This is a genomic window from Verrucosispora sp. WMMD703, assembly GCF_049178935.1.
In the GTDB taxonomy this organism is placed as follows: Bacteria; Actinomycetota; Actinomycetes; order Mycobacteriales; family Micromonosporaceae; genus Micromonospora; species Micromonospora sediminimaris.
On record NZ_JBMHMM010000004.1, the window covers coordinates 499,606 to 514,375 of the forward strand.

The 14,770-nt window shown below is 71.4% G+C and carries 13 protein-coding genes; 9 read left to right on the forward strand and 4 right to left on the reverse strand.

The annotated features are described in order from the left end of the window. Positions 1-4: 4 nt before the first annotated feature. Positions 5-1,870, reverse strand: a complete 1,866-nt coding sequence (locus tag ACN26Z_RS02865) for an ABC transporter (RefSeq protein WP_421459799.1) — start codon at positions 1,868-1,870, stop codon at positions 5-7. 220 nt (positions 1,871-2,090) lie between these two features. On the opposite strand from ACN26Z_RS02865, the gene dnaK reads away from it, so the two are divergent. From dnaK to ACN26Z_RS02890, 5 genes are all read left to right on the forward strand, one after another. After that, complete coding sequence (gene dnaK, locus ACN26Z_RS02870) at positions 2,091-3,968, forward strand: molecular chaperone DnaK (RefSeq protein WP_282240465.1); 1,878 nt, start codon at positions 2,091-2,093, stop codon at positions 3,966-3,968. Positions 3,969-4,014: 46 nt separating this feature from the next. Next, positions 4,015-4,776, forward strand: coding sequence for a nucleotide exchange factor GrpE (gene grpE, locus ACN26Z_RS02875; protein ID WP_093403746.1), 762 nt, complete (start codon positions 4,015-4,017; stop codon positions 4,774-4,776). An 85-nt stretch (positions 4,777-4,861) separates the two neighbouring features. Then, a complete protein-coding gene (gene dnaJ, locus ACN26Z_RS02880; RefSeq protein ID WP_282240464.1) occupies positions 4,862-6,037 on the forward strand; it encodes a molecular chaperone DnaJ in 1,176 nt (391 codons plus the stop codon). A 28-nt stretch (positions 6,038-6,065) separates the two neighbouring features. After that, entirely contained in the window at positions 6,066-6,503 is a 438-nt protein-coding gene (locus tag ACN26Z_RS02885; protein ID WP_093403750.1) for a heat shock protein transcriptional repressor HspR, read from the forward strand. A gap of 182 nt (positions 6,504-6,685) precedes the next feature. Further along, positions 6,686-6,922 (forward strand): hypothetical protein, encoded by a 237-nt coding sequence (locus tag ACN26Z_RS02890; protein WP_093403752.1) that lies wholly within the window; start codon positions 6,686-6,688, stop codon positions 6,920-6,922. Positions 6,923-6,976: 54 nt separating this feature from the next. On the opposite strand, the gene ACN26Z_RS02895 is transcribed toward ACN26Z_RS02890, so the two are convergent. The 3 genes from ACN26Z_RS02895 to ACN26Z_RS02905 form a co-directional block, all read right to left on the reverse strand. After that, positions 6,977-7,405, reverse strand: a complete 429-nt coding sequence (locus tag ACN26Z_RS02895) for a hypothetical protein (protein ID WP_282240463.1) — start codon at positions 7,403-7,405, stop codon at positions 6,977-6,979. Between the two features lie 171 nt (positions 7,406-7,576). Beyond that, positions 7,577-8,788 (reverse strand): cation:proton antiporter, encoded by a 1,212-nt coding sequence (locus ACN26Z_RS02900; RefSeq protein WP_282240462.1) that lies wholly within the window; start codon positions 8,786-8,788, stop codon positions 7,577-7,579. 6 nt (positions 8,789-8,794) lie between these two features. Continuing rightward, complete coding sequence (locus ACN26Z_RS02905) at positions 8,795-9,295, reverse strand: cation:proton antiporter regulatory subunit (RefSeq protein WP_093403757.1); 501 nt, start codon at positions 9,293-9,295, stop codon at positions 8,795-8,797. Positions 9,296-9,326: 31 nt separating this feature from the next. Between ACN26Z_RS02905 and ACN26Z_RS02910 the strand changes: the two genes are divergently transcribed. The 4 genes from ACN26Z_RS02910 to ACN26Z_RS02925 all read left to right on the forward strand — a co-directional run bounded on the left by ACN26Z_RS02910 (position 9,327) and on the right by ACN26Z_RS02925 (position 14,765). Next, complete coding sequence (locus ACN26Z_RS02910) at positions 9,327-10,442, forward strand: hypothetical protein (RefSeq protein ID WP_282240461.1); 1,116 nt, start codon at positions 9,327-9,329, stop codon at positions 10,440-10,442. Between the two features lie 90 nt (positions 10,443-10,532). Next, a complete protein-coding gene (gene clpB, locus ACN26Z_RS02915; protein WP_093403761.1) occupies positions 10,533-13,124 on the forward strand; it encodes an ATP-dependent chaperone ClpB in 2,592 nt (863 codons plus the stop codon). A 62-nt stretch (positions 13,125-13,186) separates the two neighbouring features. Next, on the forward strand, positions 13,187-13,567 hold the full coding sequence (locus ACN26Z_RS02920; protein WP_282240459.1) for a hypothetical protein: 381 nt from the start codon (positions 13,187-13,189) through the stop codon (positions 13,565-13,567). 70 nt (positions 13,568-13,637) lie between these two features. Then, on the forward strand, positions 13,638-14,765 hold the full coding sequence (locus ACN26Z_RS02925; RefSeq protein ID WP_421459800.1) for a hypothetical protein: 1,128 nt from the start codon (positions 13,638-13,640) through the stop codon (positions 14,763-14,765). The last annotated feature ends 5 nt before the right edge of the window (positions 14,766-14,770 follow it).

Genomic DNA, 14,770 nt, shown 5'->3' on the forward strand with positions numbered 1-14,770 from the left:
CCGGTCACGGCCGCTCCCCATCGGTCAGCTGGGCGTCGACGCCCGTCGTCTGGGCGCTGAGCACGGGTGCGGCGTCGGCGAAGCCGCTGCCCAACCGGGCCGCCTCCACCCGTTCGGCCGCCTGACGCAGCGCCGTCGCGTTCCGGGCCGGCGGTCGGGCCTGCCTGGTCCGGGCGAGATAGCGGGTGGCCTCGTCGTCCAGCAGCACCGTCACCCGCTCCAGCAGGTCCTCCCGGGCCTTTCTGGCCAACGTACGCACGGCCTGATCACCGAAGATCGCCTGAAGGACCGCCTGACCGGCGAGGGTGGTGCCGGCGCCGGTGGCGACCTCCAGCCCGGTCGGGATGAAGGCGGTGGAGGCGAAGACAGCGATCATCACGGCCAGCCCGGTGGCGTTCACCGCGTACGCCGCGGTCCGCGCCACGAAGCGCCGGTCGCCACCTTCGGCCCGGACCAGTTCCAGCACGCCGCGCTGCCAGTCACGGACCAGGCGCTCGGCGCGCTGCGGCAGGTCGGTGGCATGGTGGGCGAGGTCGGGTTCGAGCAGGGCCGCGCCGGCCGGGTGCGCCTTCCATCCGGTGTACGCGTGCTCGGCCGCCTCGGCGGCCACCCCCCGTAGCAGGGTGACAAGCTGCGACTCGATCGCGTCCCGCAGCTCGACGGCGGGGACCGGGCGTCGGGAGAAGGCGGCCATGACGCGGTCCCGCAGCCGGCCGATCCGTGCCTCAAGGGTGCGGAAGAGGTCGCTGGTGCCGATGAACTCCTGCCAACGGGCGAGCACCTCGCCACGGAGCAGTCGACCGTCGCGCAGCCCCTGGTCGACGGTCCGGTTCGCGGCCCGGTACGCCGCACGTACCCGGTCGTCCAGCGCGTCGGCGGCGGCGACCTGCTCGTCAACGGCGAGCGCCAGGCTCTCGACGGTCGGTTGCAGCAGGGCCAGCGCGCCGCCCAGCGTCTGCCGGACCACTGCCGAGCGAGCCTCCGCGTCGGCGGCGAGCCGGGCGAACCAGTCGGCCAGCGGCGCGGTGCTGCGGCCCGGTAGCAGCCCCTGCCCGTCGACCCAGGTCTCCGGGAGCACGAACAGCGGCGCGGCGTCGAGACCCTGCTCGGCGAGCATCTCGGCGAGATGGGCGGACACCTCGTCGGTCGCCTCCGCCGGCACCCGGTTGAGCACCAGGGCGAGTACCGCGCCCCTGGCCCGGGCGTTGTGCAGCAGCTCCCAGGGGACGGCGTCGGCGTACCGGGCGGCGGTGGTGACGAAGAGCCAGAGGTCGGCGGCGGCGAGCAGCTGGTTGGCCAGGGCCCGGTTGGCGTCGACCACCGAGTCGATGTCGGGGGCGTCCAGGAATGCCAGCCCCGGCGGGAGCGCCGGGGCGGTGACCAGATGCAGGGTGCGGGGATCGTCGCTGGGCTGGTTGGTGCGGGTCAGCCCGGGCAGCAGCTCCCCCCGGCGGAACCAGGCCGAGTCGGCCGGGTTGCAGACCAGTACCGGAGACCGGGTGGTCGGCCGCAACACCCCGGCGGCGCTGACCCGGGCCTGCACCAGGCTGTTGACCAGGGTCGACTTGCCGGCGCCGGTGGATCCGCCGACCACCACAAGCAGCGGAGCGTCGAGGCGGGTCAGGCGGGGCAGCAGGTAGTCGTCGAGCTGGTCGGCGAGGGCGGCGACGGTGCGCGCGGCCAGCTCGGCCGAGGGCAGGGCCAGCGGGAATCGGGCCGCCCCGATCGCGGCGCGCAGGCTGGTCAGGGCGTCTGGCAGGGTGTCGTCCCCGGTGGGCGCGGGTCGGTCCTCGCCGGCGCCGGTGGACCCGGTGCGGGCTGCGACGGCGGGCGCGCCGGACGGTGAGGCGGAATCGCCATGCGTCGTCACCGCTAAAGCGTGCCCGACCGACACAAGGTAAGACAACCGGTCGGTAGGACTGCCGAGTTGCGCCGATCCGACTCAACCCTGACTTGACGATTTCCGGGGGCGTGGCACTATTGAGTCAAGTTCACTCAACTTGAGGTGGGGTCGCTGCGGACGGCAGGTGCCGCGCAGCGGGACGGGAGGGCCCGTCACCTGCTCAACGTAACGAAGCGAGGAAGCGAAGATGGCACGTGCGGTCGGTATCGACCTCGGCACGACGAACTCCTGCGTCAGCGTTCTGGAGGGCGGTGAGCCCACCGTCATCGCCAACGCTGAGGGCTCGCGGACGACCCCGTCGATCGTCGCGTTCGCCCGTAACGGCGAGGTGCTCGTCGGTGAGGTCGCCAAGCGCCAGGCGGTGACGAACCCGGACCGGACGATCCGCTCGGTCAAGCGGGAGATCGGCACCAACTGGTCCGTCGACATCGACGGCAAGAAGTACACCCCGCAGGAGATCTCGGCCCGGACGCTGATGAAGCTCAAGCGGGACGCCGAGGCCTACCTGGGCGAGCAGATCACCGACGCGGTGATCACCGTCCCGGCCTACTTCAACGACGGCCAGCGGCAGGCCACCAAGGAGGCTGGCGAGATCGCCGGCTTCAACGTGCTGCGGATCGTGAACGAGCCGACCGCGGCCGCCCTGGCGTACGGGCTGGACAAGGGCTCCAAGGAGCAGACCGTCCTGGTCTTCGACCTCGGTGGCGGCACCTTCGACGTGTCGCTGTTGGAGTTGGCCGAGGGCGTCATCGAGGTCAAGTCGACAAGCGGTGACAACCTCCTCGGTGGTGACGACTGGGACCAGCGGATCATGGACCACCTGGTGAAGACCTTCCGGGGTGAGCACGGCATCGACCTGTCGCAGGACAAGATGGCGATGCAGCGGCTCAAGGAGGCCGCCGAGAAGGCCAAGATCGAGCTTTCCGCCGCCACCACCACCAACATCAACCTGCCGTACATCACCGCCGGTGCCGCCGGCCCGCTGCACCTGGACGTGACCCTCAGCCGGGCTGAGTTCCAGCGGATGACGCAGGATCTGCTGGACCGCTGCAAGGGCCCGTTCGAGCAGGCCGTGAAGGACGCCGGGATCAAGGTCTCCGACGTCGACCACGTGATCCTCGTCGGTGGCTCGACCCGGATGCCGGCCGTGACCGACCTGGTCAAGCAGCTCACCGGCAAGGAGCCCAACAAGGGCGTCAACCCGGACGAGGTCGTCGCCGTGGGCGCCGCACTTCAGGCCGGCGTGCTCAAGGGCGAGGTCAAGGACGTCCTGCTGCTCGACGTGACGCCGCTGAGCCTGGGCATCGAGACCAAGGGTGGCATCTTCACCAAGCTCATCGAGCGCAACACCACCATCCCGACCAAGCGCTCCGAGGTGTTCACCACCGCCGACGACAACCAGCCGTCGGTGCTGATCCAGGTCTTCCAGGGCGAGCGTGAGATCGCCGCGTACAACAAGAAGCTCGGCACCTTCGAGCTGACCGGCCTTCCGCCGGCCCCGCGTGGCGTGCCGCAGATCGAGGTCACCTTCGACATCGACGCCAACGGCATCGTCAACGTCCACGCCAAGGACCTGGGCACCGGCAAGGAACAGAAGATGACGATCACCGGCGGCTCCTCGCTGCCGAAGGACGACATCGAGCGGATGCGCCGGGACGCCGAGGAGCACGCCGAGGAGGACAAGCGCCGCCGCGAGGAGGCCGAGACCCGCAACGTGGCCGAGGCCCTGCAGTGGCAGACCGAGAAGTTCCTCGCCGAGAACGGTGAGAAGCTCCCCGCCGAGAACCGCGAGAAGCTCAACGAGGCCCTCGGCGAACTGCGTGGCGCTCTCGGTGGCAGCGACATGGAGAAGATCAAGTCGGCGCACGAGCGGCTCGCGCAGGTCTCCCAGGAGGCGGGCTCGCTGCTCTACGCCCAGCAGGCCGAGCAGTCCCAGGCCGGCGGCGAGGCCGGTCCCGGTGCGGCCGGTGGCGCCGACGCGACCGGTGGCGCGCAGGCCGGCGGCGCCCGTCCCGGTGCGGACGACGTGGTCGACGCGGAGATCGTGGACGAGGACAAGAAGTGACGGTCCTGGCCACCCGAACGCACGGGCAGAGGGATGAGGTAGTCGTATGACGGAGAAGCCACGAGCCGCCGACCCGGGTGACACCGGGTCGGCGCCGGGTGGCTCGGCGTCCGAGCCGGCCACCGGCGACGCGCCGCGGGTCGTCATCCGCAACAACCGCAAGATCAGTCAGATCCGCGAACCCGACGGTACGGCGGCGGACGCCGGACCGGACGTGCCAGCGGAGGGCCTGGTCGAGGAGGCCGAGGTCGTGGTCGACTCGATCGAGGTCGAGGCGAGCGCGCTCAGCGACGCGTCCACCGAGGGTCCGCCGGTCGTGGACGCGCCGGCACAGCCGGTCGGGGAGCCGACCGAGCCGACCGCAGGTGGGCTGGGCGCCGAGCTGGAGGCGCTCCGCGCCGAGCTGGACGAACGCACCCGCGACGTGCAGCGGGTGTCGGCCGAGTACGCCAACTACCGCAAGCGGGTCGAGCGCGACCGTGGCCTGGTCACCGAGCAGGCCACCGGGTCCGTGCTCGCCGCGCTGCTGCCGATCCTGGACGATCTCGACCGGGCCCGGGAGCATGGCGATCTGGTCGGCCCGTTCGGTTCGGTGGCCGAGCAGCTCATCACCGCGCTGGGCAAGTTCGGGCTGACCCCGTTCGGTGAGCAGGGCGATCCGTTCGACCCGACGCGGCACGAGGCGGTGGCCCACCAGACCTCGTCCGACGTCACCGAGCCGACCTGCGTGCAGGTGATGCGCCGGGGCTACCAGGTCGGCGAGCGACTGCTGCGGCCCGCGCTGGTCGCGGTCGCCGACCCGGAATAGTGCGCGACGGTGATCCGGCCGCCCCGCTCGCCGAAACCCGGTGGGCGGGGCGGACCGGGCCCGGAGGTGGGGAGGAGGTGAACGGGTGAGTTCGAAGGACTGGATCGAGAAGGACTACTACGCGGTCCTGGGCGTGGCGAAAACCGCTCCCTCTGATGAGATCAAGAAGGCGTACCGCAAGCTGGCCCGCGAGTCGCACCCGGACCACAACCCCGGCGACGCCAAGGCCGAGGAACGCTTCAAAGCGGTGTCCGAGGCGTACGCGGTGCTCGGCGACGACGCCAAGCGCCGCGAGTACGACGAGATGCGCTCGCTCTTCGGCTCGGGCGCGTTCCGGCGTGGTGCCCGCCAGGGCGGCCAGCCGGGTGGTGCGCCGTTCGACGTCTCCGACCTGTTCGGTGGCGCGCAGCCGGGTGGTGGCCGGTTCGCCGGTGGCAACATCTCCGACCTGTTCAGCTCGATCTTCTCCGGTGGTGGCGGGGGTGCGGGCGCGCCGGGTCCGGCCCGAGGGCGGGACATCGAGACCGAGGTGGCGCTCGACTTCGACGACGCGGTGCGCGGCGTGACCCTGCCGCTGACGCTGCGCGCGCCCGGTGTCTGCGACACCTGCCACGGCAACGGTGCCAAGCCTGGCACCGCGCCGCGCACCTGCCCGGTCTGCCACGGTGCCGGGGTCACCAACCGGAACCAGGGTGCGTTCAGTTTTTCCGAGCCCTGCCGCAACTGTCAGGGCGTGGGCACGGTGGTGGACGAGAAGTGCCCGGAGTGCCAGGGCACCGGCGGGGTCACCAAGACCCGTACGCTCAACGTCCGCTTTCCCACCGGGGTGGCCGACGGCCAGCGGATCCGGCTGGCCGGCCGAGGCGAGCCGGGTGAGCGCGGCGGTCCGGCGGGTGACCTGTTCGTGCACGTGAAGGTTCGCCCGGACGAGGTCTTCGGGCGTACCGGCGACGACCTCACCCTGACCGTGCCGATCACGTTCGCGGAGGCCGTCCTCGGCACCGACCTGCGGGTGCCGACGCTCGATGGTCCGGTGACCCTGCGGGTGCCGCCGGGTACGCCGAGCGGTCGCATCCTGCGGGCCAGGGGCAAGGGGGTCAGCCGCCGGGACGGTCAGCAGGGCGATCTGCTGGTCACCCTGGACGTCGTGGTGCCGGCGCGGATCTCGGACGAGGCGCGGGCCGCGTTGGAGACGTTCGCCGAGCAGACTCCGCCGGCGGCGCGGGAACATCTCGACGCGCGGGTGCGTCGGTTCGGTTGATCGGTGAAGCGGTGCGGAGGTGAGCGGGATGGACGGGTTCGTCGGCTCGGATGACCCGGCATACGAGGCCAAGGTGCTGATGATCTCGGTTGCGGCGCGGATGGCGGGCATGCACCCGCAGACGCTGCGCCAGTACGACCGGCTCGGCCTGGTGCAGGCCGGCCGGGCGGCCGGTGGTGGGCGGCGGTACAGCGTCCGGGACGTGGTGCTGCTGCGCGAGGTGCAGCGGCTCAGCCAGGACGACGGCGTCAACCTCGCCGGGATCAAGCGGATCATCGGGCTGGAGCGACTGCTGGAGCAGGCACAGCAGCGGGTCGCCCAGCTGGAGGCGGAACTCGACGCCGCGTACCGCCGGATGGCCGAGCTGGAGTCGCTGGCCCGCTTTCCCGGTCGGGATCTCGTCCCCACCAACCAGACCTCGACCGCCCTGGTGGTCTGGCGTCCCCGACGCAGTTCCGGGCGCTGACGCCCGCCACGGCGAAAGGGGGGTGTGGCTCCGAGTGGGCCACACCCCCCTTTTCGCTTGTCCGCAGCCGCCGCGCCGCTCGTGTTTCCGCAAACCCGAGCGAGAGACAGGTTGTCTCGACTAGTCTTCAGAAATCAGGTCTAAACCATCTCAATCCGGACTCCGATCTGGCGGGGGGAGCCATGACGGAATCGGCGAGGAAGGTGGCCGAGGAGACGGAGCAACGCCTCGACGACCTGGCTGAGAACGTCCAGCACCGGTTCGACCGGATCACCAAGGGACGCTTCTCCGACCAGATCCAGGCCGGCAGGTTCAGCGGCCGGGGCGATCGGGTCGCCGCGGACAGCGGCCGGGTCGGCCATGGCGCCGGCCAGGCACGCAGCGATCAGCACCGTCGCGAGCGGGGCGGGTCGCGCTGACGATCCGCCGACGTGCGGGCCGGGAGCCACGGGGGGTCCCGGCCCGTTCGGCGTTCAGAGTCGGCGATTCTCCCGCACCAGCCCGCCCTCGCACCACTCCCGGTACACGAAAAGCTCCGGTCGGGTCAGCAGTACCCGACTGTTGTGCGCCCAGTTGCGCATCATCTCGTCGCCGTTGCGCTCGGCCTGGTCGACCAGCTTCCGGAAGCGACGCTTCGGATGTGCCCGGAAGTTCGTCCGGATCCCGTCGGCGGCGTAGATGTAGAGACAGTGCAGCGCGAACCGGCGCGCCGGACAGCGGGTGTCCATGGCGAGGTCGAACAGCGTCATCACCAACCGGTCACCGGAGACCAGCAGGTCCCAGTCCGGCGGCATCGACGTCAACGGGACGGAATCGGGGTGGTAAGCCCACGCTCGCAACTCCGCCGGGGTTGGATCGACGGGGTTGGCGAAGCCGTGGAACGCTGACTCCTGCACGCTCACCGGCCAACCTTCCGCTCTCGCCCGCGGGGGCGTCCGCCCACCGCGAACCCTGGCTGCTGGGGCGACACGTTAACGCGGTACCGGTGAGTACCGGTAGCCCCTACGGGAAGCAATTCGGCATCTCTTGGTCGACACGGGCCCTCCGGACGGTGAAATCGGCTGGTCCGACGCTCACGCCCGGTTCGACGCGGTCGCAGCCCGGACCCGCTGCGCCGCAGCCCGGGCCCGTAGCCAACCCTTGAACCAGGCGAGGTCGGGCAGCCGGGCCAGCACCGGCCCGGTGACGACCGTGATCAGCACGTACGTCGCCGCCAGTGCCGCCAGCTTCGGTGAGACGGTGCCGGAGGCCACCGCGATTCCGGCGATGACGATGGAGAACTCGCCCCGGGGTACCAGCGCCAGGCCGGCACGCCAGCGGCCCGGTTCGGCGATGCCCGCCCGCCGGGCGGCCAGGTAGCCGGTCAGCGTCTTGGTTCCCATGGTGGCCAGCGCGAGCAGCAGCGCCGGTAGCAGCACCGGTGGGATGTGCCGTGGATCGGTGGCGAGGCCGAAGAAGACGAAGAACACGGCGGCGAAGAGGTCCCGCAGCGGAGTCAGCAGCTCGGTGGCATGGTGGGCGACCGGCCCGGAGAGCGCAATGCCGACCAGGAACGCGCCCACCGCCGCCGACACCTGCAACTTCGCGGCTACTCCGGCCACCAGCAGGGTCAGTCCGAGTACCCCGAGCAGCAGTGCCTCGGCGCTGCCGGCCGACAACGCCCGGGAGAGGACGTTCCCATAACGAAGGGCCATCACCAGCACCGCGATCACGGTCAGCACCGCGACGGCGAGGGAGACACCGCCCTTGACGAATCCGACTCCGGCCAGCAGAGCGGTCAGCAGCGGCAGGTAGAAGGCCATCGCGAGGTCCTCGACCACCAGCACGGAGAGGATCACGGGGGTCTCCCGGTTACCGAGTCGGCCCAGGTCGGCCAGCACCTTGGCGATCACCCCCGAGGACGAGACCCAGGTGATCCCGCCGAGCACCACCGCAGCCACCCAACCCCAACCGAGCAGCAGCGCGAATGCCGCACCGGGCAGCGCGTTCAACAGCGCGTCGAGCAGTCCTGCCGGCGCGGCCGACCGCAGGCTGCCGACGAGTTCGTCGGCGGAGTACTCCAGTCCGAGCATCACCAGCAGCAGGATCACACCGATCTCGGCGCCGATCGCGAAGAACTCCTCGCTGGCGCTCAACTCCAGCACGCCGCCGTGACCGAAGGCCAGCCCCGCCAGCAGATAGAACGGAATCGGCGAGAGCCCGACCCGGCGGCCCAGCCGGCCGAGCAGCCCGAGCAGGAACAGCAGCCCGCCGACCTCGATGAGCAGGGTGCTGAAGTCGTGCATCGGGGCTCAGCCGGCGGGATCGTCGGCGGCGAAGATCGCGCTCGCCCCGTCCAGGCCCTGCCGGTTGCCGACGATGACGAGCACGTCGCCGGCGGCGAGGCGGAAGGTCGGACTCGGCGAAACGATCACCTCGCCGGCGCGCAGGATCGCCACGATCGAGGCTCCCGTGCGGGTGCGCACCTTCGCGTCACCGAGGGGCCGGTTGACATAGGTGGAGGAGGCCGGGACGGCGATCTGTTCGGTGAGCAGGCCGGCGGCCTGTTCGCGCAGCCCGGAGAGCTGCCCGAGGATCAGCGACGCACCCAGGATGTCGGCCAGCGCCCCCGCCTCGTCGTCGGTGAGTGGGATGTCCGCCGAGCAGCCGTCCGGGTCGTCCGGGTCGTACAGGACGAGGTCGCGGCGACCGCTGCGGTGAGAGACGACCCCCAACCGCCGGCCGGATTCCGTCATCATGTCATGACGTACGCCGATCCCCGGTAAGGCAGTCTGTTCGACACGTACTCGCACGCGCCCAGGCTACTCTCGCGTCGGAGGCCGAATGACCTCGCGTCAGGCCCGCCTACTGCTCCTGTCCGCGCTGGTGATGACACTTGCCGGCTGTTCGATCGGTGACGTGCGTCGTACCGCTCCGGCACCCGAGCCGACGCTGTCGGACAGCGCCTCCGCGCCGCCGGCACCGAGGCCCGTCGCGGAGACCCGCACCACCCGCCTCGCGGTCTCCGAGCGGTACGACCAGCCGTACGTCGAATTTGTCGACGCCCAGCGCGGGTACGCCCTCTTCGCTGCCTGCGACGGCCGCCCGCCCGGTGGCCCGGAGTGCCCCGCCCTGCTCTGGTCGACCCGCGACGGCGGCCGGTCCTGGCAGTCGCTGCGCCACCCGAGACCGGTGGCAGGCAACCAACAGATGTACGCCACCGTCGAGGTGCTCGCCCTCTGGGCCGAGCCGCACGGTTGGTGGACCTCGACCGACGGCGGCGAGACCTTCCGACACAGCCCGGGAGAGGCGGCTCCGGCCAGCTGGCGGCAGGCTCAGGGGCAGTTTCAGGTCATCGAGGGCTCGGGCAAGATCGGTCGCTGGGACGGTCGAAGGCTGCGCGCGCTGCGTACCCAGCCGCCAGTGCCGGTGGTGCAGACGATCGGCGGCGGCGGGCAACTGTTTGCCGGGTCCTATCACCCGCCGACTGTCGCGGGGCTCACCGAGAACGGCAGGCCGTCCGTCGCGACGTCCTGGGACGATGGCCGGAGCTGGGAGTTGGACCCGCTGCCGCCACCTGAGGGGCAGGTGAGCGTGCTGCGCGTGGCGATGACGCAGGACGAGCGGTGGCTGGTCGGTGAGCGACCCGAACGGACGGCCCTTCCGGCGCTCTGGGTCTCGCGGGGTCCGGGCTGGTTGCCGGTGTCGGTCGACGGTGGCCCGGAAACCGGGCGGGTGGTGCCGCTGGGTGGCAGCACGGCGGCGGTGATCAGCCCACGCGGCGCGGGTGCCGTCGTCGGCGGTCGGTACCTGGACCTGCCCTGGCCGGTCACGGCCGAGCACTCCCTCCGACTGCTGCCCGACGGCACGCTCTTCGCGGCGGGGCCGCAGGGTGTCCTGCTCGGCGCCGGCCAGTACGCCGAACGAAGCTGGGTCGCGATCAACCTGGTGAGCGACTGATGTGACTCAGGTCACGCCCCCTAGGTTGAGCGGAATAGACTCAACTCTGGTTCTGTCGGTACCAGTGGACACGCCGATCCAGGGGAGCCCATGAACACCGAACGCCTCACCACCAAGAGCCGCGAGACCATCACCGGTGCCGTCGCCCTGGCCAACCAGCGCGGGCACGCCACGGTGGAGCCGTGGCACCTGTTGTTGTCGCTGCTGGACACCGAGGGCTCGACCGCTGCCGGCCTGCTGCGCGCCGTCGGGGCCGACCCGACCGAGCTGCGCCGGGCCACCCAGCGGGCCGTCGACGCGCTGCCCGCCGCCCGCGGCTCCAGCATCGCCGAGCCGACCCTGGCCCGCGAGTTCGTCAACGCCATCGGCGCCGCCGAGCAGATCGCCCGCCCGCTGGGCGACGAGTACACCTCCACCGAGCACCTGCTGGCCGGGCTGTCCCGGGTCGGCGGGGCCGTGTCCGCCGCGCTGAAGGCCGCCGGTGCCACCGAGGAGAGCCTGGTGGCCGCCTTCCCGACGGTGCGCGGCGGAGACCGCCGGGTGACCACCGCCGATCCGGAGCAGACCTACCAGGCGCTTACCAAGTACGGCGTGGACCTGACCGCGAGCGCACGGGACGGCAAGATCGACCCGGTGATCGGCCGGGACTCCGAGATCCGCCGGGTGATCCAGGTGCTGTCCCGGCGTACCAAGAACAACCCGGTGCTGATCGGCGAGCCCGGTGTCGGCAAGACCGCGATCGTCGAGGGCCTGGCACAGCGGATCGTGGCCGGCGACGTGCCGGAGTCGCTGCGCGACAAGAAACTCGTCTCGCTCGACCTCGGCGCCATGGTGGCGGGCGCACAGTACCGGGGCCAGTTCGAGGAGCGGCTGAAGTCCGTCCTGGAGGAGATCAAGAACTCTGACGGGCAGGTCATCACCTTCCTCGACGAGTTGCACACCGTCGTGGGCGCCGGCAAGGGCGAGGGCTCGATGGACGCCGGCAACATGCTCAAGCCGATGCTGGCCCGTGGTGAGCTGCGTATGGTCGGCGCGACCACGCTCGACGAGTACCGCGAGCACATCGAGAAGGATCCGGCCCTGGAGCGCCGCTTCCAGCCGGTGCTGGTCGGTGAGCCCACAGTGGAGGACACCATCGGCATCCTGCGCGGGCTCAAGGAGCGCTACGAGGTGCACCACGGCGTACGCATCACCGACGCCGCCCTGGTCGCCGCCGCCGCCCTCTCCGACCGGTACATCACCGACCGGTTCCTGCCGGACAAGGCGATCGACCTGGTCGACGAGTCCGCGTCCCGGCTCCGGATGGAGATCGACTCGCGTCCGGTCGAGGTGGACGAGATCGAGCGAGCGGTGCGCCGGCTGGAAATCGAGGAGATGGCGCTGGCCAAGGAGCCGGACGCGGCGTCCGCCGAGCGGCTGGAGCGGCTACGCAAGGAGCTGGCCGACAAGCGCGAGCAGCTCACCGCCCTCTCCGAGCGGTGGCAACTGGAGAAGAGTCACATCACCAAGCTCTCCACCGCCAAGGAGGAGCTGGAGCGGCTCGGTGGCGAGGCCGAACGGGCCGAGCGCGACGGCGAGCTGGAACGCGCCGCCGAACTGCGGTACGGCCGGATCCCCGCCCTCCAGGCCGAACTGGCCACCGCCGAGGAGGAGTTGGCGCGACTCCAGTCCGCCGGTGCGATGCTCAAGGAGGAGGTCGGCGCGGACGACATCGCCGCGGTCGTCGCCTCCTGGACCGGCATTCCCGCCGGCCGGCTGCTGGAGGGCGAGACCGCCAAGCTGCTGCGGATGGAGGAGTCGCTGCGCGGGCGCGTGGTCGGCCAGACCGAGGCGGTCGCCGCGGTCTCCGATGCCGTCCGACGCGCGCGGGCCGGAGTCGCCGACCCGGACCGCCCGACCGGCAGTTTCCTCTTCCTCGGCCCGACCGGTGTCGGAAAGACCGAGTTGGCCAAGGCGCTCGCCGAGTTCCTCTTCGACGACGAGCGGGCCATGGTCCGCATCGACATGAGCGAGTACGGCGAGAAGCACTCCGTGGCCCGCCTGGTCGGCGCGCCGCCCGGCTACGTCGGCTACGAGGAGGGCGGCCAGCTCACCGAGGCGGTGCGCCGCCGGCCGTACTCGGTGATCCTGCTGGACGAGGTGGAGAAGGCCCACCCGGACGTCTTCGACATCCTGCTCCAGGTGCTCGACGACGGTCGGCTCACCGACGGCCAGGGGCGTACGGTCGACTTCCGCAACGCCATCCTGATCCTCACCTCCAACCTCGGCTCGGCGGTGATCAGCGACCTGACGCTGGCCGAGGAGCAGCGCCGCGAGGGCGTCCTGGCGACGGTCCGGTCGCATTTCAAGCCGGAGTTCCTCAACCGACTCGACGACATCGTGGTCTTCGCCGCCCTGCACGGTGACGACCTCCGGGCCATCGTGGACATCCAACTGGCGCGGCTGGGTCGGCGTCTCGCCGACCGCCGGTTGACGTTGGACGTCACCGACGACGCCCGCGGCTGGCTCGCCGAGCACGGGTACGACCCGATCTACGGTGCCCGGCCGCTGCGTCGGCTGGTCCAGTCGGCGATCGGCGACCAGCTCGCCAGAGCCCTGCTCGCCGGTGAGGTCCGCGACGGCGACGCGGTGCGGGTCGACCTCCGGGACAGCAAGGACGGCCTGTCGGTCACGTCCAGCTGAACCCGTCGCACCGGGCCCGCCTCCGACGGGCGGAGGCGGGCTCCCGGGGCGAGGATGGAGACATGTTCGGGATGCGGCGCAAGAAGGAATCGGAGTTGGCGAGGGCCGTCGCGGAACTCGGCCACGCCAGCACGTTGGCGTTCGGCGGGGTCGGCATCGCGGGCACGCTGCTGCCCGAGACCGAGGCGTACCAGCGCGTCGCGGCGGCGATGACCGACCACCCGGAGGAGGTACGCGACCTGCTCGACCGGCTGCTCACCGGGGGCACCTCCGCGGGCCGCGTGTACGCCGCCACCCTGCTGGAACGGCTCGACCCGGCGGCCGGGCGGGCGGCCTGGACGGCGCTGCGCGGAGACCCGGCGGAGCTGAACACCATGACCGGCTGCGTGATGGGAAGCACCACGGTCGGCGGGTACGCGGTCGAGCGACTCAACGGAGCTTGATCCGTCCGCCGGGACGAGTCCGCCCGAACGGCGCTGCCGAGGCTTGCGATCGGGCCGTACCGTCCGCGACATGACCGCGACCGCCGAAGCTCCGGCAGGCGTACCCCCACCCCGTCCGCCGCGTCCCGGCACCGTCACGGTGGCCTTCTGGCTGCAACTCGCCACCGTGGTGATCCTGCTCGGCCTCGTCACGCTGCTGGTGTTGGCGGCGATCGACTGGAACCAGGCAGTTGACCAGGCGGTGCGGCAGGTGCCGAACGCGGACCCGGACCAGGTACGCGCGGAGCGCTGGAACAGCGTCATGATGGCGGCGGTGTTCGGCGTTCCCGCCCTGCTGCTGGCGCTCTGGCTGGGCCTGACCGCGCCCCGGGTACGCGCGGGCAGCAACACCGCCCGGGTCATGGTCTTCGTCGCCGGTGGCGTGCAACTGCTGCTCTGCGTCGCCCAGGGCTGTGCCGGCGCGTTCCTGATTCCGTTCGGTCTGGCGTTCGCGATGGCCGAGGGGCCTTATATCGATGAGTCGTACCCGGAGGACGTGCCGCCGCCGGACGACGAATTCTGGCAGGAGTCGGACTTCATCGAGGCGCTGTACGACCAGCCGAATCCGTTCGAGATGTTCTTCCCGCTGGCGGGCCTCGGGGTGCTGCTGGTGTTCCTGCTCACGGCGGCGGTAGTGCTGCTGCTGGCGCTGCCGCCGGCCCATCGCTGGTTCGTGCCCCGCGCCGAACCGGCCGCCACCTGGCCACCCGCCGGGCGCAACATCCCGAACGCCCACCTGGTCGGCTATGCCTTGCCGACGGGCTATCCCGCCTTTCCTGCGCCGCCGGGCTATCCGCCCCCGCCCGGTTACCCACCGCAGCCCGGTTTTCCGCTGGGCTATCCACCGCAGCCGGGGTATCCGCCGGGCTATCCGCCGCCTGGGTATCCGGTGCCACCGGGGTATGGGGTGCCCGGTGCGGGGTATGCGGTGCCCGGACATCCCGGGTACGCCGTACCCGGTGCGGAGGGCGGCCCGGGTCCGGCCGGGCATCCCCCGCACCACGCGACCTCGCCGACCGTCCCGGAGACACCTCCGGTGCCGGCCGCGCCAACCGCGTCGGACGGACCGACCTTCCCGGGCGGTGCCACCGCCTCCTCCGGCGATGGTGGGCAGGGGGATGCCGCCGCCCCCGGCGGAACGGATCCCGCCGACCGGTAGCCGGT